Below are 20,896 nucleotides of genomic sequence, written 5' to 3'. Positions count from 1 at the left end.
AAAGTCTTAAAAGGAATATTTTCCGGACTCTAAAACTCCCGATCCCAAGTCCGATATTCTACGAAGCCCGGAACCGTTGTTCTGGATCACTACCTCACCTACGATTGAAACTTTTTGATCGAATAACACTTCTCCCTGAACAATGAGAGAGGTGCAACGCACCAAAGAAGGGATCTCCGGAAAGAGTCGATTGAAGTCTTGGATTTTTTTGTAGTATTTTTCATCCAGAGTAATCAATACTTCGCCTAACCCCGATTCCTTCCTTGCGTCGGACATCGTAATCGAGTAGTTTTCCCAAAGATGATACGCGTCGGATCTTCGAGCAAGATAATCCTCACATTTTTTTACAGGAGTAAACCGATCCCTGGGAATAATGATCCCCTTGATTTTATTAAAATTTCGGATCGCGGACCCCATTGCGGTTTCAAGCTGGAGAACGTCTTTTCCTTCGACCGTTTTCGGATTTACGATCAGAGAAAGTTCAAAATTGCCTTGAAGAATTTTTTCCCTAAGAGCAATTAAATCGATCCAGAGATTGTTGGTCGAAAAAGTTCTAAACTTGCCCAAACCTTCAAACTCGCGTATGTGTTCTTGAGGAACCTGAGCCGTTTCGAGAAGTTGATAATTCTCCAGTTTTCCATGAACGATCCTTTTGTAGATCGCCCCGCCTTTTTTATCGGCAAGAGTCTTCGGAGTCATTTCCATACAGAATTCTAATTTTTCTTTCAACATATAAGAAAGAATTCCGGGATGTACCGTAGCTCCTAAATTATCCCCGTTAGATACAAACGCAACTTTGTATCCATTTGCAATGAGAGTGTCCAAAAATCCAGTCTCCAAAAGAGAAATCCAAATATCCCCGTGGCCGGGAGGACACCATTCATCGTCAGGATTTTTGCACACAATCGGCGTTAGATTCTCTTTTAAAAGACGAGGTACTTTATGCTGTAAGAAAGAAGTCGGGAATTTTTGTCGGAACCCGATTCTTTTCAGTTCCGTCTGACTTTCACTTTGTGTATTGAAACTGTCCATCAGAATCAAAGGAACAGACACGTTATATTTCTTTTGAATGAATTCGGATTGTTTGGCGACGATTTCTAAAAAGGACATCCCGTCTTTCAATTCAATCAAGGACTTGGGACCGGAAAGCCCCATCGAAGTTCCAAGTCCTCCGTTCAGTTTGATAACAACCAGATTCTTAAGGATTGACGGATCTGGGATATTCTCTTTTTCAATTTGTTCGAGAGCGATTTCGTCCGTAACCGGATCCAGATCGCCTACTTCCTCCCAGCGAACAATTCCAGTTTCCCCATTTCGAACCAGATCCGTTTTTTTCAAAAAGTCCTGGATGAAGGCGGAAGACAAACCTTCGGCAGCCATTTTCTTTTGGATTAGTTCATCCGCCTCTAATTTCATCGAATCCATCGAACCACCGATTTGCTATTGTATTGTTCGTCGAATTCGGTAAGCTCAATCAAGAATTTCTCGGTTGGGTTCGAAGGTTCGTAAAAAAGTTTCGCTCTTACTTCTTTTCCTTTACCGGGAATTGCCTTAGGGACTTCTTCGTTTTCCGAATACAAAGGAAGAAAAACGAGATACGTATAGATATAAACGATAGTTTTCGGAGTTTTTTTATAAACCAAAACTCCCTTACCCGTCAAATCGTGTTTTAAAATTTTCGTATAAGGAACCGGAAACAACTTTCTCCAAGTTTCCTTGAAATTTTTCTCCATGCCGAAATGTGTCGGAATATTTGAATAGACAACGGAAGGCAGAATGAAAAAAATCCATAGGAAAAGAATCAGCTTCTTTGTTTTCATGAAAGACTCTGACAGTCTTATCTTTTCACTCCATAACTTCAAGCCATTCTCATGAAAAAAATCATATCTACTCTTAGAACGTTTTTTTATTTCCTTTCCGAGATTTTAGAATTCATGTTTTCTTTAATTTCTTCGTTATTCCCCTCAAGTGCAAATCCAAGTCTTTCCAAAGGAGATATTTATATCGTAACTGGTTATCTTTCGGGAACTTTGTTTTATTCCAAACTGTGCAAGGCTTTAGAATCGAAAGGATATCGGCCTAAAATTTTGAGAATTCCTCCTTTTTTATTCAACACAAAAAAAGCCGTGGAAATTCTCGCAAAACAAATGGATCAAATTCCCTCTAAATCCATTCTACTCGCCCACAATACGGGCGGACTTTTGACTTTGTTGCTTCCGGATCGAAGCCGTCAAAAAATCCGAGGACTCGTAACTTTAGGAACTCCGTTCCGAGGAAGTTATTTGTTTTCCCTTTTTCCCTTAAGCGGTTTGCGTTACGGTTCCGAATATTTGAAAGAACTCTTTAAAACTTTTTTATTCATGGACCGTTTTCATCCCCTTTCACCTTTAAAAGAATTTATCTTTCTTCCAGCTTCTTCTTCCGTTTACGGGGAAGGAAGAGATCTTTGGTTCGATATTCCAGGAAACTACAATCAAGTTCGTAAAGCGGAGAATATTCGAACGATTTTGGAATTTCTTTCGCTCCATTATCCGAGTACGACCGCGCAGGAATTTGAAAAGCAAACGATTCCTATAACAAAAGCTCAATCACAAATATTTCAATCCGAAACTTTAAAAGGAAATCTTTCGGCAAAGAAGAAATCGATGAAAGCACACGCTTCGAAGTCAAAACCGCTTGTTAAAAAAAATGCTACAACAAAAAATCAAAAGACAAATCCGACTTCCAAAGGAAAAACAAAGTCCGTCATAAATCCGCGGGTTGTCCGCTCCAAAACGAAAAATGTGTCTAAGAAAAAACCGATTTCGACTTCCGGCAAAAACAAATCAGCAGCGAAAAAAAAATAAGCGTTAGGCGAAATACCTGAGAGAGTAGATTTTTGATTTTTATGGATCAACTCGGTTACCTCCTCCCAAAATCAAGCAAACTAAAAGCAGGTTTTTCCTATGAGTCTAATTCCGCGGAGCCGTAGTAATAGAACGGTACTGACCGTAAAGAGTATCGTCCGAATCAAAAACAGATTCCGATAAAGCGAGAATTTCTCCCGACTGAAGAGATACGACTCTCAGTTGAAGTAAAAACGTCTGATCGTTAAATTGAACCACTCCTAAAAGTAGAAGATCCGTTCCCGATAATTTTCCGATCTCCAGATTTTGATCTGAAAGCACCAATCCGGACTTTTGAAAACTTTGTTCGTCGACGAGTCGCCCCAATTGAGACTTTTCCACGAGTGCAATCTTTCCCGGATCATACATCTGCGGCAGAAGTTGAGAGGAGATCGTGGCTCCTAAAATGGTAACCAAACCGTTTTCATTTAACAAAGGGAGAACGGTAAGTTTTAACGCGCCTTTTTTTCGGGAAAATAAGCTTGTCGGTTGACGTTGATTTGTTTTTTCAACTCGGTAGAAACTTCTTGCAAAACCACGCCTAAAGGTTTCGGAAGATTCTTTTTCGAAGAACGTCCTACGACCGCACAATCCGTGAAAAATAACAAAAGAAATAATATTATAAAAATAAAATGTTTCATTTAGAAATACTTAACCAAGGTGACTCGGTTTCCTGCAGAATTGAATTTCACTACGTCGAAAGTGGAAAGTGCAAACGCGATTCCTCTAGTCCGTAAAGCTGCATTTTCATTCGTTTTAGAAAGAGCATTTCGAACAATTCTCGCGTGATTGAATCCTTTCCCTTCGTCCGTAATTCTGTAACCCACCTTTTGACTGGAAAGAAAATATTCCACGAGAATTTTTTTATCCCTGTAATGCGGATCGTTTTGACGAGTTAGGATAAATTGAAAATAATTTCTACTTTTTAAGGATTTGGCCTTATCTTCGTTGGATATATTAAGATTTCCGTGTTCAATCGAGTTGATGAGCATCTCTCTAAGGCCTGTTCGAATCGAAAGAGCCATAGCAGGATTAGTAAAACGTATAAGATTAAATGTAAGTCTCTGGCTCAGAAGTTCCGCATTTTGAAGAGAATTGTTCATTGAAAACACGATTCTCTCCTCATCCAGAAATCTCCCTATCAGATCTCGATCCGGTTCAAAAGCTCTTCCTAAGACATCCCGACCGTATTTGTGCTCTAAAATTTGAAGACGAACCTGTAACTCTTTCGGCTCTTTCAGATATTTCTGAATGAAATCGACTCGAAAATGAACTGGTTTTCTCGTGGAATACAACTCTTCCATCTTTTCCATAACATACAATTTTTTGAATATGTCCTCCAAACTCCCCGTTTTGTACACCAGATCAAAAAAATTCTTACCGATCACGTCCTGCGGTTTAAAACCTAAAAACGTAGCGATAGACTTATTACTTCCTGTGATCGTTCCGTTGAAATCCAAATCGAAAAGAAAATCTTCCTCGCCTTCGTATAAATTTTTATACTGAACCGCAGATTGTTCATGTCTTTGTTTCAAAAGGCCTAAACTCTTCATTTGCATCTCTAAAGTTAAGGAAAGTTGTTTGATCCGGTCCGCCAATCCCAAAGAAAGAAGAGCAACTTCAATCGCGGATCCAATCTGTAAGCCCCATTGAGTAAAAAAATTATCCGAAAACACTCCAAAGGCGCTCATCGCATATAAAAAACTCCCCAAAATCAAAACGGACCAAGCCATTAGGAAAAATCGAGCCGGACGATGTCCTTTCCATACACATTGAAGGCTGTTAGTCAAAAGCAAAGTTAGAACGATCAAAAGAACGATAATACTTGAAATCACGCTGAACGTATAAGTGAAAAAAGTTAAGGAACCAACACAACCGAACCCGCAAATCGTCATGATCGGATAATAAAATTTGTTCGTGATCGGAGTCATTTTAGAGGATTCTAAAAAGGATTTTCCGAACAAACATGCCGCGAGAAGCGCAGAAAACATAAAAAACGGAAGGCTTACATTCCCCCATCCTGGGTTATTAGGCCATAAAAACTGAAAGGACAAGCCGTTCAGCGTCATCTGGAAAAGAATATCAAAAAATATGAATATACTATAATAAAGATAACTTATATCTCGAATCGTAATCAAAAGAAACAAATTGTAGATAAACATCACAAGCATCGTTCCGTAGTACAAACCGAGGATAGTATATTCTTTTGCGGTTTGTTCCAAAAATTGAGTCCGTGAATACGCGGATAAGGGAACGATGATTGAATTCCTGGATTCGATTCGAATATAATAGTCGTTTTTGGAAAGAGGAGGTTCGCTCAATTGAAATGGGAAATTTCGATTTTCCGCAAGTCTTGTTGCAAATGGAAGTTTATCTCCGGAAACCACCAGAGGCGAGGGCCCGTTTCGAACGGAATAAAACTGCAAAGAATCGATCAGACAATAAGAAAATAGAAGGACCCAATTTTTTGTTCTCTTTTCCGAATTAGAAACCGGAATCCGAACCCAAATCGTTGCATCAGAATATCCGAGGCTACTATAGAAAAGCGGAATCGATTTCCCAGACCGAAAGATATTTTGAATCTCGGGAAAAGAAAGTTTTCCTGACTTGTCTTCGTAATACGTTAGATACGGTTGAAGATTCCATCCTTTCATTACCGCATTCGGTTCGAATTCGGCGGACTCGGAATGAATCGCGAAAGAAGCCCCGGAACAAGCCAAAATCGAAAAGAAAAAGGCCTTAGATTTCCGAAGCCCGAAAATCACATCAATCCCTTAAGAACTCGGAATAAGTCTGCAGTTACGATAAACGTACCGATACTACTGCCTATTTGAGGAAGTATAAACACGAGAAAGATACGAATCACGTTATTCTTCCAATATCCTTTCCAGTGTTCCGAATCCTGAGCGATTTTTTCGAAGTCCTCGACGAGAGGTTTACGTAACCAAGACTCGCATAACGCGGCAATCCAACCCGGCTTGATAATCGGATTAAAATTACCTATGGGAGCCGCAAGAAACGCAAGGATCACGGATAGAGGGTGTGCGAGAGAAATAATAGCGCCTAACGCGGCAAGTCCGCCTTTGACTAAAATCCAACGAAGAACTAATTCCTGACCTTGTTGTCTGCCTCCGAAATAGAAAACGGTCAGAATGAGACCGAAAAAAATCCCCGGAATCAAAAGACCTTTCCAACGGTCCAGAGCCACTTTTCGAGGTAAATGATCGAGGCTGGAAATATCCCTCTCTTCTTGAACGTGATTCATGATACCTTGCAAATGCCCCGCGCCGACTACGGCAAAAATTTTCTTCCCTTCCTTTGCGGCGTCTCGAATCTTTTGAGCGAGATAGGAATCCCGTTCATCAATGATTACGTTCTTAATCGACTCGTAACGTTTCGGAAGTTGGGAAAAAAGATCCTTGAGAACATCTTCCGATTTCATCTCTTCGATTTTTTCCTCGGAGACATCCTCTTTCACGAAAAGAGAAGTCAACAGCGCGGAAAGAAGAAACATACGATTGAAAATTCCGATGTTCCACCAGGCTCTTTTGAGAGTCGTTGAAATTTCCCGATCAATTGGAACGATTCTGGCGCCGATTTTTTCACCTTCGACGATCGCCATTCTCATCTCATCCCCGGGGCGAATGGAGTCCCTACCGAGTTTTTTTTGGAATGCGGAGAGAATAAGGCTTGAAAGGAGAAGATACATCTTTCTTTCTTTAAAAACTTTGAATATATCTAATTTTTTCCAGTGCTCGTTATCCTTAATAGAACGCATTCTAGAGTTACAAAGCTCAACGCAGACCGTGTCCGGCTTTTCTTTCCGGATGATTTTTTGAACCTCGTCTATACTTTTTTGACTGATATGCGCAGTCCCAAGAACCGTTACGATCGTCTTGCCCAGTTTAAACGTTTCAATCGGTTCAGAGCCCGAGACCTTTTTTTTGTGTTCGGATTTTACCTTATTTTTAAGTGCCGCTTTTGCCATTCCAAAGGCAGTATATGGAATCAAGATCCGAGAGTAAAATGAAATTCTGCTGTTTTTAGATTCAAAGGTATCTACTTCTTCAAATTGTCTCAAAAAAGTATTGAAGAATTAGGGAGCCTCCTATAAAGTCTTGTTACACTTTTATAACTAAAATGAACACCGGGATAACGGGATACAAATGCTGACAAAAGGATCAAAAGTAGTCAACGTAGGAATCGCCGATATGCAGGGAGCACAGTCTCCCGAAATTTTGAGAACCACTTTGGGTTCCTGCATCGGAGTGGTATTTTACGCTCCCGACAAAAAGATAGGAGCAATGGCTCACTTTATGCTTTCCAAAGACCCAAGCGGAAAAGATTCACAAAAGAATCCTTTCAAATACGCAGAGACTGCAATTCCTCTCTTGATCAAAAAAATGAGCGAAATGGGCTGTAACCATGGAGAATATTCGGTAAGACTTTTCGGAGGTGCCTCCATGTTCAAAGGAGTTCAATCCAGTTTTTTACAAAACATCGGAGAACAGAACATCCTTATCGCCAGAACTATTTTGGAACAAAGTAAAATTCCTTTAATCTTAGAGGATGTCGGAGGGAACGACGGTAGAACTATCAGCTTGTATTTGGACGACGGCCGGGTTCTTTTAAAAAAAGGCGGGTTTGAAAAGTATCTCTACAAGGTCAGGTAAGAAAAGATGAAAGAAAAAATAGACCAACTTTTTTTAAACGACGCTCAACTTCCTAGAATTTCGTCCGTAGTTACGAAAGTAATGCAAATGGTGCAAAAGCAAGATGTATCGATTCCGGATCTAGCAAAAGAAATTTCACACGATCCGGGTTTGACAGCCGATGTGATTAAACTTTCCAATTCGGCCTATTATCGAGCGGCAAAACCAATCAAAACCGTACAAGAATCTCTGATGACTTTAGGGATCAAAACGGTAAAAGATATCATTCTACTAACCGCAGCGAGAGGAATTCTTAAAAAAGATCTGAAAGGTTATCAGGTAGAAGCGGAAGACAACTGGATTCATTCTCTCACGGTAGCGGAACTTTCCAAAAGAATTTGTGAACAGAAAAAACTCAAAATCGGATTGGATCTCGCGTTTACCGGCGGTCTTTTACATAATATAGGCAAAGTGATTCTTGCCGACTTTTTTCCCGCCGTGATCGCCAATCTTAGGGAAGAATTAAAAACTCATTCCGTTTCGTTCGAAGAATTAGAAAGAAAACATTTCGGATATTCCCACGAAGAAGTAAGTGAGAAATTATTAGAAAAATGGAATTTTCCAAAAGAATTGATTCACGTATCACGGAACTACAGCCAACCCGAAAATGAAAAAGAATTTCAGGAATTAGTATCCGTGGTTCATGTAGCTCATTCGATTTCCATAGCGGCGGGAGTGGGAATTGACATCGCGGGCTTATCCACCCCGATTTCCAATAAGGCTTTGCAAACTATAGGAATCACCGACTCTGACGCACAAATGTACTATACGGTTCTTCCGGAAATACAGAAACACATCCGCGAGTTGATTCAGGCTTGAGAAAAAATTTTGCTCTGATCGGTCCAAGAGGGGTCGGAAAATCTAAAATTTCTCGCAAACTTTCTAAAATAACAGGAATGCCCGTAATATCTACGGACATGATCGCGGTTTACGAGATGGGAGGGATTTCCATTCCGGAATTCATTCAAGAAAATGAAGGAGATTGGAGAACTTTTCGAAATTTAGAGTTCCAAATCTTAGTAAAACTCAAAACTTCCCGGGGAATTATCTTAGATTGTGGAGGTGGTATTTTATTTGATTTGGATACCAAAGGAAAAGAGGTCCCTAGTAATCGCAAAATTGACCTTTTAAAATCCATTGCGCTCGTTTTTGGCCTTTCTAAGCCCACAGAAGCTTTAGTGGAAAAGATTCAAAACGACCCTACTCGCCCCCCACTCAGTGCAATTAACTCCTATCGGAACATATTAGAGAACCGATTGCCCCATTATCGAAGTGTTTCAGATTATTATCTTGAAATAGATGATTTGAAGGTAGAAGAAGTTTGTTCTAGAATTCTGCACAAAATCGAATATTGAATTGACACATTTTGGCGATATTTGGTTCTCTTTTTCCAAAGCTTTTAGAAAAGGAATATGAAAATCATATAAAAGCAACTAATGAGTCTCATTACTAAATTAGCAGGGAAGAAAGATGGCAGAATTGGACGTTCCAAAAAAGAACAAACACTCGATTGAAAGACTAATAAAGATTATCCGCCAGAGAAATTATAAAAAAGCTACAGCTTATACTTACATGAAATATAACTTAGATTTTCTCCATTTTACGGACAAACCCGCAGAAAAGATCACTGTAAAAGATTTGAACCGTTATATGGATCATTTAAGGAAGAGAAAAGTATCTTCTTCTACCATTCAGATCAACGTAAGTTCTTTGAAAATGTTTTTCGAAGACGTAATGAAAATGAATCTATTTCAGGATTTTCAAAGACCCGTACGGGAATATAACAATCCGAATGCGATCACTTATAAGGAAATGCAGAGTATTTTAAAAACTGCGTCATCTAACGCGAAACACGAGTTGATGTGCGGTCTGGTGTATTTCGGAGGCCTTCGCGTCGGTGAATTGATTACCCTCAGATGGGCTCATTTGGATACAAAAAGGAAATCGATTCACATCAAAGTTCCGATTCTTTCCCAATCTAGTAGAACCGTGGAAATCCCTGCGGAATTAGGGACTCTGATTAAGAAGTATGAAAGAGAAGTCATCTCTTCTTCGAGCGCATATCTGTTTCCGGGAAAAAGTTCAGGATCTCATACGACATCTAGAAATGTGGAAAGGATCATTTCCGAAATAGGCAGAAACTCCGGGATTTCAAGCCCAGTAACCGTTTTTACTCTCAGACATAGCAGAGCTTTGCATTTGATCGCCGACGGTTCGTCCTTGAATCACGTGAAGGATTTCCTAGGACACAAAACTCTAGCAAGTACCGAATCTTATTTACCGGTGAAAAGAAATCTAAGATCGTCAGTCAGAGAAAAATCAAGACAGGATGCCCTTAAAAACATCCGCAAAAAGTTTAGGACCAGTTAAGCTCTAAATCCATCTTAAAAGTCGATGTGTATCTAAAAGCTTGTCCTGAAACCCAAAAAGAAACCTCGATTGCTAAGCGGTCGTCTCAAAATCTTAAAAAGACATCTCTAAAGGATCCGGCAAATTTCTAAAAAACGTGGGAGTTCTCACAGTTTACATCGTATTGCCGGTTTTCTTGTCGTTTAAGATTGTAGTAGTTCCTACATTTTGATGTTTTGAGACGGGTTCTAAGTCGCCAATAACAAAATGTAGCAGTCCCCGCACCAAGATCTCTCTTTGGGAAATTTATAGATTTTTAAACCGTCTTTTCATCGTTCACCGTGTAGGAGTTCTTACAATTCTAAGACTTGGGGAATCAGTTCTAAAAACAAACAAACGAAAATTAAAATCCGAACATAGAAAAAATCAGGAGAAAATCAGGAGAAAATTTTCTCTTAGCCTTTGGTATAAACGAATTGTTTTTTTAGGCCTTTTTTCCGGAGAATCGGGCCCAAGATTGCGGCGGTTGCAGGAAATGCGTTCCCAATCTTTGCAAGAATACCGCGACTACCAGGGATCAAAACTTCAAGCGGCCTTTTGGTAAGAACCTTACCAAGAATGATTTTAGAAACTTCTTCCACCGTTAAAATCCTACCCCCGGAAAAAGTCATCGAGGCCTGTTTATAATCCTTCTGCAAATCCAGCATCGGAGTTTTGATTGCATCAGGACAAACAACCGTAACATAAACATTCTTTTCTCTCAATTCTTGAGCGATCGCAAGGGAAAAACCTCTCACCGCAAACTTAGAGGTGGAATACAAAGAAATTCCAGAAATCGGAGCGACTCCCGCCAAGGAAGCAATATTTACGATATGCCCCGCTCCTGCCGCTACCATTCTGGTTGCGGCCTCCCTCGTTCCGTACATAACTCCCTTTGTATTGATATCGATATGCCGATCAATGTGATTCGCAGGGACTTCATAAATATAACCGGGCAACAAATAACCTGCAACATTGAGAAGCGCATCGATCTTACCCCATTTTTTAATCGCAAGATCCATTACTTTTTTCCAATCGCCAGGAGAAGTTACGTCGAGTTTGGAAACAAGCACCCGATTTTTTTCATTTTTCCAATGAATCGCGAATTTTTTGAGTTCCTTCTCGTTGATGTCCGTGATTAAAATCGAATGCCCGGCGGCAAAAGCTTCTTCCGCTAATTTTTTTCCAAGACCACCCGCACAACCTGTGATGAATAAAATCATCTTTTGATTTCCCTTAGATTAGAGCACCGGGGAACCGAAAGATAATCTTCCGAAACTAAAGGTAGGGGCCGTTCCTGGAAACAACCAGTAACTTGTCATCTCTGAAGAAGGCATAACGTTGTAAAAGTCCGAATTTCTGGAAGAAATTCCCGCCATTTCTTTTTCCTGAACCATGGAAATATATTGTTCCAACCCGCTCTCAAGTGTGTTTCCGTTTAAGATGACTTCCATACCGGTCGCCTTTGCGTATTTTTTCACTCCCGGGATCCGGGACTTTAACGGAGAATAACTATCCGCACTAACCCCGTTCTCACTCGAAACAAAAATCCCCTCGGGAGTATGGGCCACAAGAGAATGGTTTCCGGCGGTATGCCCCGGAGTACGTATCAAAGCAACTCCCGAACCCAACGAGACATCTCCATCCAAGATCAGAATCCGATCACTTGCAACTCCTCCGGTTCCATTCGGACAATACCAATCGGCTTGAGGAGGAAGAAGTCCCTGAACCGAATCCCATTCTTGTCTCATTACCAAAAGTTTTGCGTTCGGAAAGTAGCCTTTTTCTCCATTCGCCCCCAACCACTTACGGATATCCTGTGTATGAAGGTGATCATAAGAAATATAATCGACTTTTTCGGGAGAAATCCCCGCGTCTTTCAGACACTCTTCCACTGTGTTTAAAATCGGTGCGATGATCTTTCTTCCGATGGATTGAAACGGTCCGAAAGATTCGGAAAGTCTTTTGAAAAAAGGAGTCTCCGTATTTCCATCCAAATCGGAAGGAGAAAATAAAAGTGTTTTGATTCCATCCGAAGTTTTATATTGGATGATGAATAATCGATTGAGAATGTGCATGTACGGAGTTGGAAGACTATAAGCATTTAAAAGCGCATAACGTGTAGGATAAGGAACCCTGATTAAATCGTAAGACCTGTAAAAAATCACTTGAGGACCGGAGAGCATCTTCTCCCGAAATTTGCGAGCCCTTCTTCGAACGTCCTCCAGACGATCTACCGGATGAGGCAGATCTCTAGAACCTAAAAAATCGTTGATGGATCGAATCGAAGAATCCTTCTTCGTCTTGGAAATCCCTTTTGCCGTGGATGTTTTTTTTGCCATATTTCTTAATCCCCTTGAATGCTTTAGATTAGAGTTGTTGAAAAATTAATTCTCTATCCGTTTCTGCCCTATTGAAATGGACGTTTGAAGCAGTTTTGTTAATCTGAATCATGGAATTTTTCAACAACTCTATTATATTTCCTAGTTTCATTTTCAAAAATAAATGGAAATCAAAACGGTTTGTATATTGCGACATACACTACAAGAAGGCCAAGAAGAGGGAATCCGAACCAAAACATTTTTCCCAAGGACGGTTTTTTATAAACCACTGTCAAAAGTCCGCCATATGCCAGCCAGATCGCAAATTTTGCAATCACCCAACCCGGCCAAGACCAGATAACTCCAAGTCTTGCCAGCATTCCGAATCCGCCTAACAAAATTAAAAAGAGACCAATTCCATGTGTAATCGCTACGATTCTGCGATTGGAAAATTCTTTCGTACCCCCATTCAGAACATGAAGCGTAACCCCTCCAAGCGCGGTAAACAATAGAAGAATTCCAAAAATATGAATCATTTTATAGACTGTATAAGATATCATAGGCCAGTTTTTTCCTCATTTCAAATTGATAGTTAAAAAGATTTTTAAAGACAATCACAAATATTTCGACAACAGTCGAAATCCCTTAAGCGCCGCATCACGGAATCCAATCTTTAAGGAAGAACAGACTTTGGCAACGATTGTTTATGGTCAGAACCTGTCGTAAGACCCTAGAATTCAGCATTCATAATCTTTGTTCCGACAACTACTTTACTAAAAAAAACGCTTGAAACCGGACTTCAAAGTCTGCCCTGATTAGCGTGAGTTCGATATAACAAAATGCGAAAGCGATTATATGTTTCGACCCGTAGGGAGAAACATTGAGTTAAATTCCGAAGGAATTGGAGCATTATGTTGCGATCGTAGGCAGCAACATTGAGTTAAAGCGCGGTCGCGAGCTATTTTATCTATGAAATTCGCGAGCTGCGACGACGACCCATAGGAAGGTGTTTGCTGAGTTCAGGAAAGCTCTGCGCCTGAGTTCAGGGAGTCGTTTACCTTTTCAGAAAGTGTTGAACCCGATCTAAAAATTGTAAGTAAACCGTCTTTAAATCTTTCCTGCTATTTTGAAAAGCGGTTGCATATCATTTGAATTCGGTATTCTTACTCCCGGAGGAAATTTGAATGTCGGATTCAATGTTAGGAATAAATCTGCCCACGATCAGTTTGGAAAGTACGGAAGGTAAAAACGTCAAACTCCCGGAAGATATCGCTGGTTCTTGGACTCTTCTCTATTTTTATCCTAAAGACGATACTCCGGGCTGCACCAAACAAGCCTGTAGTTACCGGGACAATATAGGAGAGTTCAAAAAAATCGGAGCGAAAGTTTACGGAGTGAGTTTGGATAATTTGGATTCTCACGGAAACTTCATCCAAAAATATTCTTTGAACTTTCCTCTTTTGTCCGATCCGGATCACAAACTCAGCGAAGCGTTGGGAGTTTATGGTGATCAGGAATGGAAAGGTAAGGTTTTCAAAGGACTTTCCAGGGACTCTTTTTTAATTTCTCCGAATGGAAAAATTCAAAAGGTTTGGAGAAAAGTTGACCCGACGACTACGGTGGAAGAAACTCTCCAAGAGATTTCCAAAGTCAGTGGTACATGATTGTCTAAACTTCACTTTTCTATTCAAGAATATCAACTTACGGGACATTATCTTCAAGTGGACTTGGAGATAATATCCCCCCGAAAAGAAATAATCCTTTCCCTTCCCGTTTGGTCTCCCGGATCCTATATGGTTCGGGATTATTCCAGACATATTCATAAACTCGAAGTCTTCGCTTTAGGGAAAAATAGGAAACGTCCGGAAGTTTCGCAAATTGGTCTCGATTCCTGGAGCGTTCGCTGTGAAGGGATACCGTTTCGCATACGTTATGTGGTCTATGGTTACGATTATTCGGTTCGTTCCAATTATTTTACAACCGAGTTTTGCCTTTTGCACCCGCCCGCCTTGTTCTTATACCCGAAAGACGAAAAAATTTCCGAAATCACATTAGAGATTTCGAATTCTCTTCCCTTTGAATTCTGTCACTCGGGTTTAGATGGCAAAGGGAAAAAACGTTTTTCCAAAAATCTGGACGAGTTCTTGGATGCCCCCATTCTTTTATCCAACCGCGCGGCCATTCCGTTTCGTGCGGGAGAATGTGTTCACGAAATCGTACTCGAAGGAGAATTATCCAAATCTGTTCAGAAAACTCTGATTCCGGATTTACAAAAGATTACGGAAGAACAAATCCGCTCTTTCGGCGGCTCGCCAAATAACCGTTATCTATTTATTCTGATTTTATCCGAAGGGGCTTACGGGGGTTTGGAACATTTCAATTCCTCCGTAAATATGTACGATCCCTTAAAGGCGATTTCAAAAGATGGATATCTAAAACTTTTGGAACTTTTATCCCACGAGTATTTTCATCTCTGGAACGTAAAGCGCATCCGTCCGATCGCATTAGGCCCTTTCGATTATCAAAAGCCGAGTTTAACAAGAGAATTATGGATAGCGGAAGGAATCACTTCTTTTTACGACGCATATTTTTTAGTCAAAACCAAACATCTCAACTCGGAGTCGTATCTTGCGAAAGTAATGGAAGATTTACTGAGTTTGGAAAAATCGGAAGGCGAATCTTGGATGAGTCTTGAAGATTCTTCGTTTACGGCTTGGACCAAATTCTACAACCGCCCGAACGATCCGAACGCAAATAATACGGGAATTTCCTACTACGTCAAAGGAAGTATCTTGGCTCTGGCCATGAACCTTCACCTTTTGTCCGAATCTTCAGGAAATCATTCTCTTCTAGATGTGATGAATGAGGTTTATCAAACCTTCCATTTAGGAAAAAATCGGGGTTTTACAAAAATCGAGTTCTTTGAAGCGGCAAAAAAAAGTACCGGAATCGATCTAAAATTGGAATTCGGCGATTATCTTGACAAACCGATTCCGATTCCAATTGAAAAATACTTTCACAAAATCGGTGTTAAACGATCCGATTCGAATCCGGAAGCGGAACTCGGCTTTGGAACCAGGGAAGAAAAAGGAAATCTCGTCATCCATAAGATCGATTGGAAATTCTTAGATCCTTCCGTGGACCTGAGTCAAGGAGACGAGTGGATCGCATTGAACGGGTCACGGATTCATTCCGGAAATCGAAAGAATCTTTTGAAACAATTTAGGGCGGGCGAAAAGGTAGAACTTTTGATCGCAAGAAAAGGGAAAATCCTCAAAAGGAAAATAAAACTTTCCAAACGATTTCAAACGAGCCAATTTAAATTGGAAGAACACATATCCGAGAATCAAAGAAAGTTACGTAATCTTTTTTTCGGAATAAAGTAACATAACGTGCGATTCATATGAAAATATTCTAAATTTCAAATTTTTCAAACCGCAGTGATTCCGCCATCAACGGCCCAGTTTGCGCCGTTGATATAGGAAGAGTTTTCGTTTAACATAAAAGATACGACCCTTGCGATTTCGCAAGGGCACGCGATTTTTCCAGACGGGGTCATTTTAATGATTTTTTGTCTATGATCGGAAACTTGATCTTCCCGAATTCCCATCGACGTTTCCATATAACCCGGACTGACCGCATTCGTAGTAATTCCGAAAGGACCCCATTCATCCGCAAGAGATTTTACAAAGCCGATCAAAGCGTGTTTCGACGAGGAATACGCGACCGAATTTGCGGAACCGATCAGCGATAAAGAAGAGGCGATAAATACCAATCTTCCTAATTGCAAATTTTTGAATATAGGCAAAAGAAACTTCGCAATCTGAAAAGAGGAACGGATATTTATCGAATAAATACGATCCCATTCTTCCAGACTGACTTGGGTGATTTTATGATAAGGCCCTCCGTATCCGGCACAGTGAACAAAACCGTACGGAATTTGTTTTTGGGTAGAAATCGTATTTTCCCATTCGCAGAGCGAGGAAATAAGTTCTTCGTCTTTCGTAAGATCCGTATTCAGGAAAAGTTCTCCCGACAAAATTTCCTTCGGAGCCTGAATATCCAAATTGGTCACGGAATAACCCTCGAATACAAGAGATTCAACGATGGCTCTTCCCAAACCTCCACTTCCTCCGGTAAGAATCACATTCCTTTTTTTGTTCGTTTCTTGATTTTTCGAAGACAATCTATAACCTCATAGCAGGCAACTTATTATTCTCTATTTCTAGATGACAGAGGAAGACACAAGGATTCTTTTGTTTCTCATGGAAAAACTTTTGGAAAGAGTCAATCATATCCTAGAAGCCCTTCCTTATATTACAAAATATTCAGGCAAGACGGTCGTGATCAAATACGGCGGAGCCGCGATGGCTAAGGCCGATCTCAAAGAATCTTTTGCCAAAGACATCGTTCTTTTAAAGTATGTAGGCATCCATCCCGTAATCGTTCACGGTGGAGGACCTGAAATCAACCGCCTTTTGGATAGTTTGAAAATTCCAACCGAATTCGTTCACGGACATAGAATTACCGACACTCGGACGATGGAAGTTGTGGAAATGGTTCTTACCGGTAAGGTAAACAAACAAATCGTTTCTATGATCAATTCTCAAGGAGGAAAGGCTGTCGGAATTTCCGGCAAGGACGGTAATCTCGCAAAAGCAGTCAAAGCTCCGATAGAAATCGAATTGGAGGGAAAGGAAAAACAGCTCTTCGATGTGGGGCTTGTGGGAAGAATCGAATCCATAAATCCAGAAATTCTTTATAACCTCCAAAAGGAAGGATTCATTCCGGTCATCTCCCCAGTAGCGGAAAGTGTGGAAGGAGACAGCCTAAACATCAACGCGGATACTTTCGCCGGTGAAATCGCGGGCGCGCTCAAAGCGGAAAAATTGATTCTTCTTACCGACACGGAAGGAATTTTGATCGACGGAAAACTAGCGACCGGCCTCAACCGAGGTAAAGTGAAGGAATACATTCGAAAGGGAGAAATTTCAGGCGGAATGATTCCTAAGGTAGAATGTTGTCTGGCAGCGATCGACCAAGGAGTGAATAGAACCCATATCATTGACGGAAGAGTTTCCCATTCCATCTTGATTGAAATTTTCACGAACCAAGGCATCGGTTCTTTGATCGAATCATGATTGAGACGATTCCTTTTTCGAAGAGGATATATTCAAGTGTTCGATTAACGCCAATTTGTCTCGTTTTTCCCGAAGTTTTCGATTCGTTGAAACTCCTTGACAAGGAAAACTTTCCTGTGTTCAATGATTGAATTCCTTCTACAAAAAAATCCCAACACCCCTTTATGAGTGAAAGGCAGTTATCCTTATCTTTAATTTCCAACATTACGGCGAAAATTAACTCGACCGACAACCTGGAAGAACTTCTTAACATCATCATAGAAACCACAAAAGACGTCCTCAACACGGAAGGTTGTTCTCTCCTTTTGTATGACCGGAACGAAGATTGTCTCGTTTTCAACATTGCTAAAGGCACAAAAGGAGAATCCCTTACGGAATTGAAAGTCCCAAGAGGAAAAGGGATTGCGGGAATGGTCTTAGAGACATTGGAACCGGTAATCGTAAACGACGCGAAAAACGATCCGCGAATTTATAGAAACATCGATGAGACCGTGGGGTTTGTTACCTACAATCTTATCTGTGTTCCGATGAGCACTCAAGGGGAAATTCAGGGTGTACTGGAAGCGGTCAATTCCCTGGAAAGAAAAGAATTTACAAACAAAGACATTAAGGTTCTTCAATATCTTTCGGATCTTGCGGCAATCGCAATCCGGAATCGAAGACTGATTCGAGATTTGAAAAGCCGCGCGAACGAGCTTGATTGTTTGTTTCAACTCAGTCAGGCGATCTCAAATATCTCGGAGATGGATCAATTTTTCAATCTCACCGTAAATTCCGTTTCGGAAGTTATGGGGGCAGAAAGAGTTTCCTTAATCTTTTTCAACCCAAAGAACGGAAAATACGAACTCAAAAAAAGTATCGGCTTTAGTCTTAAAGAAGAGGAACATTTTATCAACGAAAAAGAAGGTGTAATCCGCAGGGTCATCGAAACCGGTAAACCGATTCTCGTCCAAAACACCTCATCTATCATAGAAGATTGTGTTCGTCCCGAAAGATATAAAACCAAATCCTTTATTTCCGTTCCGATCCGTCAGGACGGAAAAATCATCGGAATCCTAAATTCTGCGGATAAAAAATCGGGAAACAGCTTCGACAATGCAGATCAAAACGTTTTGAGTACAATCTCCAATCAGATAGCGGAGGCTTACAATTCCCTTCTTTCCAAAGAACAAAAAGAAAAACTCAATTCGATCCATAGAGATATGCAGATCGCTTCCCAGATCCAGTTAAATTCTTTACCAAATATTCCTAAGAAGATCCAAGGATTGGAATTGGAAACGAGTTACATCGCTTCGAAGGAAATTGGCGGCGACTTTTACGATCTAATCTATCATAATCCGGACGAAGTCAGCGTTCTCATTGCCGACGTTTCCGGAAAGGGAATCGCCGCCGCGCTCTTTATGGAATTTTCCAAAACGATCATTGCGGGAGAAGTTTCCAGAAATTCCTCGACTAGCATCAGTTTGATGAGTGCAAACCGAATCATCCAGGAAAAATCCGGTTACTTTATGTTCGTCACAGTGATGCTTGCAAGAATCAATATGGCAAAACGAAAGATTCGTTATTCCAGCGCAGGTCACAACGAACAACTTCTCTATAAAGCCAAAGAAAAAAAGGTAGTCAGCCTTTCCGGCAAAGGAATGCCTCTCGGGATCAAAGAATCAGAGATTGACGAACACGAGCTCGATTATTATTCCGGTGATCTTTTAATTCTTTATACGGACGGGGTCAGCGAGGCGATGAACGAATCGAACGAGATGTACGGTCTCGAAAATCTCACCAAACTCATCGAACGAAACGGAGATATGCCTCTTGGGGCCTTAAAGGAACTTATCATCGATACGACCGATGCCTTTCGAGGAGATGCGGACCCTCACGACGATTATACGTTGTTTATGGTTCGTCTTCCTTAAAAGATTCATAAGAAAACGTCGCATTGAGTTTCTCCCGAGTTTGAGAGACTTTTCTCTATCAGAAAATCATACTTTTTGCAAGTAAAAAATAGGATTCTTGTCGGAACTTTCACAGAAATTGCCACACTTAACCCTAACTGTTGTCCCCTGATTCCTAATAACTATCCACTGACATCTAATACGCTGACCCCTAAAACCTATCCACTAACATATGTGCAGGTTGACCCGTGGAAGCCAAAAGAGATCTCCAAAGAGTACTTTTGTCCGGTTGTAATACTTTTCTTTCTTGAATCGCAACGGAAATCGGAAGATGTATAAATACGTTGTTCCACATTCCGACAACCATATCAGTTTTACCAGCCATCCCCGCGTGAACCGCGTTTTGAGCCAGAAAACCGCAGAATACGGAATCCTCCGCGTTAGCCGGAATAGATCGAATGGTATAACTCGGATCTATGTATTTGATATTCACTGGAATGTTTTCTTTTTTGAAAAATTCAGTCATCGTATCCCTGAGAAAAAGGCCGATATCCCCCAGTTTCAGATTTCCGGAAGAATCTCTTTCTCCCGTCGAATCGAAAAATTTCTGCCCGGCTCCTTCCGCCACGATGATAACCGCGTGTCCTTTCTTTTGGATTCTTTTTTTGAGATCGTCCAAAAAGGCTCCATTCCCGTAGAGGTCAAAATTTACTTCGGGAATCAAGCAGTAATTTACGTTTCTAGAGGCAAGAGCCGCGTTTACCGCGATGAATCCGGAATGACGTCCCATCAGTTTGACCAAACCAATTCCGTTCGGCGCTCCTTTCGCTTCCACATGCGCACATTCCACAGCTTCCATCGCTTTGGAAAACGCAGTAGAAAAACCGAATGTTTTTTGTACGTAGTTGATATCGTTGTCGATCGTCTTCGGAATTCCAATGACGGAAATTTCTATCTTTCTTCTCGCGATCTCATCCACGATCTCTCGAGCGCCTCGGAGAGTCCCATCTCCTCCGATACAAAAAAGCATCTTTACTCCGTAAAAGCTGAGACAATCCACCATTTCGACCGGAGATTGATTCCCCCTGGAAGAAGAGAGCATAGACCCACCTTCATCCACAATATGCGCCACTTTTTCGGGAGTGAGTTCGATCGGTTCGTGGGAATATTTTTTTACAAGTCCCTGATAGCCGTACAGAAAACCTAAAATCCTGGAAACTCCGTAACGATAGTAAAGCTCCATCACTATCCCTCGAATCACATCGTTGATTCCGGGACAAAGACCTCCGCAGGTTACGATTCCGGCGGTCACTTCTTCGGGAGGAAAATATATTTTTTCTCTAGGTCCGGCCTGCTCGAAAAAATCGGGATTACCTTTAACATAAGAATTCCAGTCCTCTTCCGATTGAAACACAGTTTTGAATATCAACCTGGAAGAATCACTAGTGTAATATTCATAATTCGCGGGACTAGGTATCAAACATTCGCCAAAATTTTGAATTCGTGTTTCCATAACGGGCCTCACACAAATAGTTTCGAGAATCCCCGTAAAAATCA

Annotated in this window: 18 protein-coding genes and 1 pseudogene; 9 read left to right on the top strand and 10 right to left on the bottom strand. The window is 40.8% G+C overall.

Annotated features, from left to right (window positions below; translation table 11 throughout):
• Nucleotides 1–6 precede the first annotated feature (6 nt).
• Complete coding sequence (locus tag LEP1GSC062_RS13745) at nucleotides 7–1,425, bottom strand: UTP--glucose-1-phosphate uridylyltransferase (protein WP_010576282.1); 1,419 nt, start codon at nucleotides 1,423–1,425, stop codon at nucleotides 7–9.
• On the bottom strand, nucleotides 1,413–1,820 hold the full coding sequence (locus LEP1GSC062_RS13740) for a hypothetical protein (protein ID WP_010576283.1): 408 nt from the start codon (nucleotides 1,818–1,820) through the stop codon (nucleotides 1,413–1,415). Before LEP1GSC062_RS13740 ends, LEP1GSC062_RS13745 begins: the two co-directional genes overlap by 13 nt.
• Nucleotides 1,821–1,871: 51 nt before the next feature.
• Between LEP1GSC062_RS13740 and LEP1GSC062_RS13735 the strand changes: the two genes are divergently transcribed.
• Entirely contained in the window at nucleotides 1,872–2,846 is a 975-nt protein-coding gene (locus LEP1GSC062_RS13735) for a lecithin--cholesterol acyltransferase (RefSeq protein ID WP_020984594.1), read from the top strand.
• Between the two features lie 105 nt (nucleotides 2,847–2,951).
• Here LEP1GSC062_RS13735 and LEP1GSC062_RS24860 read toward each other — a convergent pair.
• The 3 genes and pseudogenes from LEP1GSC062_RS24860 to LEP1GSC062_RS13720 all read right to left on the bottom strand — a co-directional run bounded on the left by LEP1GSC062_RS24860 (nucleotide 2,952) and on the right by LEP1GSC062_RS13720 (nucleotide 6,873).
• Nucleotides 2,952–3,526: pseudogene (locus LEP1GSC062_RS24860) on the bottom strand (penicillin-binding protein activator LpoB).
• On the bottom strand, nucleotides 3,527–5,650 hold the full coding sequence (locus LEP1GSC062_RS13725; RefSeq protein WP_010576285.1) for a 7TM diverse intracellular signaling domain-containing protein: 2,124 nt from the start codon (nucleotides 5,648–5,650) through the stop codon (nucleotides 3,527–3,529).
• The gene (locus LEP1GSC062_RS13720; RefSeq protein ID WP_039942173.1) at nucleotides 5,647–6,873 is read right to left on the bottom strand and encodes a TraB/GumN family protein; all 1,227 of its coding nucleotides are present in this window, start codon (nucleotides 6,871–6,873) and stop codon (nucleotides 5,647–5,649) included. The genes LEP1GSC062_RS13725 and LEP1GSC062_RS13720 overlap by 4 nt, the downstream gene beginning before the upstream one ends.
• Before the next feature lie 178 nt (nucleotides 6,874–7,051).
• On the opposite strand from LEP1GSC062_RS13720, the gene LEP1GSC062_RS13715 reads away from it, so the two are divergent.
• The 4 genes from LEP1GSC062_RS13715 to LEP1GSC062_RS13700 all read left to right on the top strand — a co-directional run bounded on the left by LEP1GSC062_RS13715 (nucleotide 7,052) and on the right by LEP1GSC062_RS13700 (nucleotide 9,967).
• Entirely contained in the window at nucleotides 7,052–7,558 is a 507-nt protein-coding gene (locus tag LEP1GSC062_RS13715) for a chemotaxis protein CheD (protein WP_002722220.1), read from the top strand.
• A 6-nt stretch (nucleotides 7,559–7,564) separates the two neighbouring features.
• Nucleotides 7,565–8,416, top strand: coding sequence for an HDOD domain-containing protein (locus LEP1GSC062_RS13710; RefSeq protein WP_010576287.1), 852 nt, complete (start codon nucleotides 7,565–7,567; stop codon nucleotides 8,414–8,416).
• A complete protein-coding gene (locus LEP1GSC062_RS13705) occupies nucleotides 8,413–8,952 on the top strand; it encodes a shikimate kinase (RefSeq protein ID WP_010576288.1) in 540 nt (179 codons plus the stop codon). The genes LEP1GSC062_RS13710 and LEP1GSC062_RS13705 overlap by 4 nt, the downstream gene beginning before the upstream one ends.
• 115 nt (nucleotides 8,953–9,067) lie before the next feature.
• Entirely contained in the window at nucleotides 9,068–9,967 is a 900-nt protein-coding gene (locus tag LEP1GSC062_RS13700) for a tyrosine-type recombinase/integrase (RefSeq protein ID WP_010576289.1), read from the top strand.
• Nucleotides 9,968–10,401: 434 nt separating this feature from the next.
• On the opposite strand, the gene LEP1GSC062_RS13695 is transcribed toward LEP1GSC062_RS13700, so the two are convergent.
• The 3 genes from LEP1GSC062_RS13695 to LEP1GSC062_RS13685 form a co-directional block, all read right to left on the bottom strand.
• Nucleotides 10,402–11,208, bottom strand: coding sequence for an SDR family NAD(P)-dependent oxidoreductase (locus LEP1GSC062_RS13695; protein ID WP_010576290.1), 807 nt, complete (start codon nucleotides 11,206–11,208; stop codon nucleotides 10,402–10,404).
• A gap of 18 nt (nucleotides 11,209–11,226) precedes the next feature.
• Nucleotides 11,227–12,327, bottom strand: a complete 1,101-nt coding sequence (locus LEP1GSC062_RS13690; RefSeq protein ID WP_020984632.1) for an MBL fold metallo-hydrolase — start codon at nucleotides 12,325–12,327, stop codon at nucleotides 11,227–11,229.
• A 170-nt stretch (nucleotides 12,328–12,497) separates the two neighbouring features.
• Nucleotides 12,498–12,866, bottom strand: a complete 369-nt coding sequence (locus LEP1GSC062_RS13685; protein ID WP_010576292.1) for a SirB2 family protein — start codon at nucleotides 12,864–12,866, stop codon at nucleotides 12,498–12,500.
• Between the two features lie 624 nt (nucleotides 12,867–13,490).
• On the opposite strand from LEP1GSC062_RS13685, the gene LEP1GSC062_RS13680 reads away from it, so the two are divergent.
• Together LEP1GSC062_RS13680 and LEP1GSC062_RS13675 are read left to right on the top strand one after the other, a co-directional pair.
• Nucleotides 13,491–13,970: a peroxiredoxin gene (locus tag LEP1GSC062_RS13680; RefSeq protein ID WP_010576293.1), complete on the top strand. Its 480-nt coding sequence runs from the start codon at nucleotides 13,491–13,493 to the stop codon at nucleotides 13,968–13,970.
• Nucleotides 13,971–15,692, top strand: coding sequence for a M61 family metallopeptidase (locus LEP1GSC062_RS13675; RefSeq protein WP_020984569.1), 1,722 nt, complete (start codon nucleotides 13,971–13,973; stop codon nucleotides 15,690–15,692).
• 44 nt (nucleotides 15,693–15,736) lie between these two features.
• On the opposite strand, the gene LEP1GSC062_RS13670 is transcribed toward LEP1GSC062_RS13675, so the two are convergent.
• Nucleotides 15,737–16,492 carry an SDR family NAD(P)-dependent oxidoreductase gene (locus tag LEP1GSC062_RS13670; RefSeq protein WP_010576294.1) on the bottom strand — a complete coding sequence of 252 codons (756 nt, stop codon included), beginning with the start codon at nucleotides 16,490–16,492 and terminating at the stop codon, nucleotides 15,737–15,739.
• Nucleotides 16,493–16,571: 79 nt separating this feature from the next.
• Here LEP1GSC062_RS13670 and argB point away from each other — a divergent pair, with 79 nt between their 5' ends.
• Both argB and LEP1GSC062_RS13660 read left to right on the top strand, forming a co-directional pair.
• The gene (gene argB, locus LEP1GSC062_RS13665; protein ID WP_020984595.1) at nucleotides 16,572–17,447 is read left to right on the top strand and encodes an acetylglutamate kinase; all 876 of its coding nucleotides are present in this window, start codon (nucleotides 16,572–16,574) and stop codon (nucleotides 17,445–17,447) included.
• Nucleotides 17,448–17,611: 164 nt separating this feature from the next.
• A complete protein-coding gene (locus tag LEP1GSC062_RS13660; RefSeq protein ID WP_010576296.1) occupies nucleotides 17,612–19,360 on the top strand; it encodes a GAF domain-containing SpoIIE family protein phosphatase in 1,749 nt (582 codons plus the stop codon).
• 190 nt (nucleotides 19,361–19,550) lie between these two features.
• On the opposite strand, the gene LEP1GSC062_RS13655 is transcribed toward LEP1GSC062_RS13660, so the two are convergent.
• A complete protein-coding gene (locus tag LEP1GSC062_RS13655) occupies nucleotides 19,551–20,852 on the bottom strand; it encodes an ATP-dependent 6-phosphofructokinase (protein WP_039942171.1) in 1,302 nt (433 codons plus the stop codon).
• Nucleotides 20,853–20,896: the final 44 nt, after the last annotated feature.

This window comes from Leptospira alexanderi serovar Manhao 3 str. L 60, assembly GCF_000243815.2.
GTDB lineage: Bacteria > Spirochaetota > Leptospiria > Leptospirales > Leptospiraceae > Leptospira > Leptospira alexanderi.
The sequence above is the reverse complement of the archived record's forward strand: the minus strand, read 5'-3'. Positions and strand labels throughout refer to the sequence as shown.

Coding starts and splice junctions, on each gene's coding strand:
- LEP1GSC062_RS13685 (WP_010576292.1), bottom strand. CDS start 12,866: ATGATATCTTATACAGTCTATAAAATGATTCATATTTTTGGAATTCTT.
- LEP1GSC062_RS13735 (WP_020984594.1), top strand. CDS start 1,872: ATGAAAAAAATCATATCTACTCTTAGAACGTTTTTTTATTTCCTTTCC.
- LEP1GSC062_RS13660 (WP_010576296.1), top strand. CDS start 17,612: ATGAGTGAAAGGCAGTTATCCTTATCTTTAATTTCCAACATTACGGCG.
- LEP1GSC062_RS13745 (WP_010576282.1), bottom strand. CDS start 1,425: ATGGATTCGATGAAATTAGAGGCGGATGAACTAATCCAAAAGAAAATG.
- LEP1GSC062_RS13655 (WP_039942171.1), bottom strand. CDS start 20,852: ATGGAAACACGAATTCAAAATTTTGGCGAATGTTTGATACCTAGTCCC.
- LEP1GSC062_RS13720 (WP_039942173.1), bottom strand. CDS start 6,873: ATGGCAAAAGCGGCACTTAAAAATAAGGTAAAATCCGAACACAAAAAA.
- LEP1GSC062_RS13715 (WP_002722220.1), top strand. CDS start 7,052: ATGCTGACAAAAGGATCAAAAGTAGTCAACGTAGGAATCGCCGATATG.
- LEP1GSC062_RS13695 (WP_010576290.1), bottom strand. CDS start 11,208: ATGATTTTATTCATCACAGGTTGTGCGGGTGGTCTTGGAAAAAAATTA.
- LEP1GSC062_RS13700 (WP_010576289.1), top strand. CDS start 9,068: ATGGCAGAATTGGACGTTCCAAAAAAGAACAAACACTCGATTGAAAGA.
- LEP1GSC062_RS13740 (WP_010576283.1), bottom strand. CDS start 1,820: ATGAAAACAAAGAAGCTGATTCTTTTCCTATGGATTTTTTTCATTCTG.
- LEP1GSC062_RS13680 (WP_010576293.1), top strand. CDS start 13,491: ATGTCGGATTCAATGTTAGGAATAAATCTGCCCACGATCAGTTTGGAA.
- LEP1GSC062_RS13690 (WP_020984632.1), bottom strand. CDS start 12,327: ATGGCAAAAAAAACATCCACGGCAAAAGGGATTTCCAAGACGAAGAAG.
- argB (WP_020984595.1), top strand. CDS start 16,572: ATGGAAAAACTTTTGGAAAGAGTCAATCATATCCTAGAAGCCCTTCCT.
- LEP1GSC062_RS13710 (WP_010576287.1), top strand. CDS start 7,565: ATGAAAGAAAAAATAGACCAACTTTTTTTAAACGACGCTCAACTTCCT.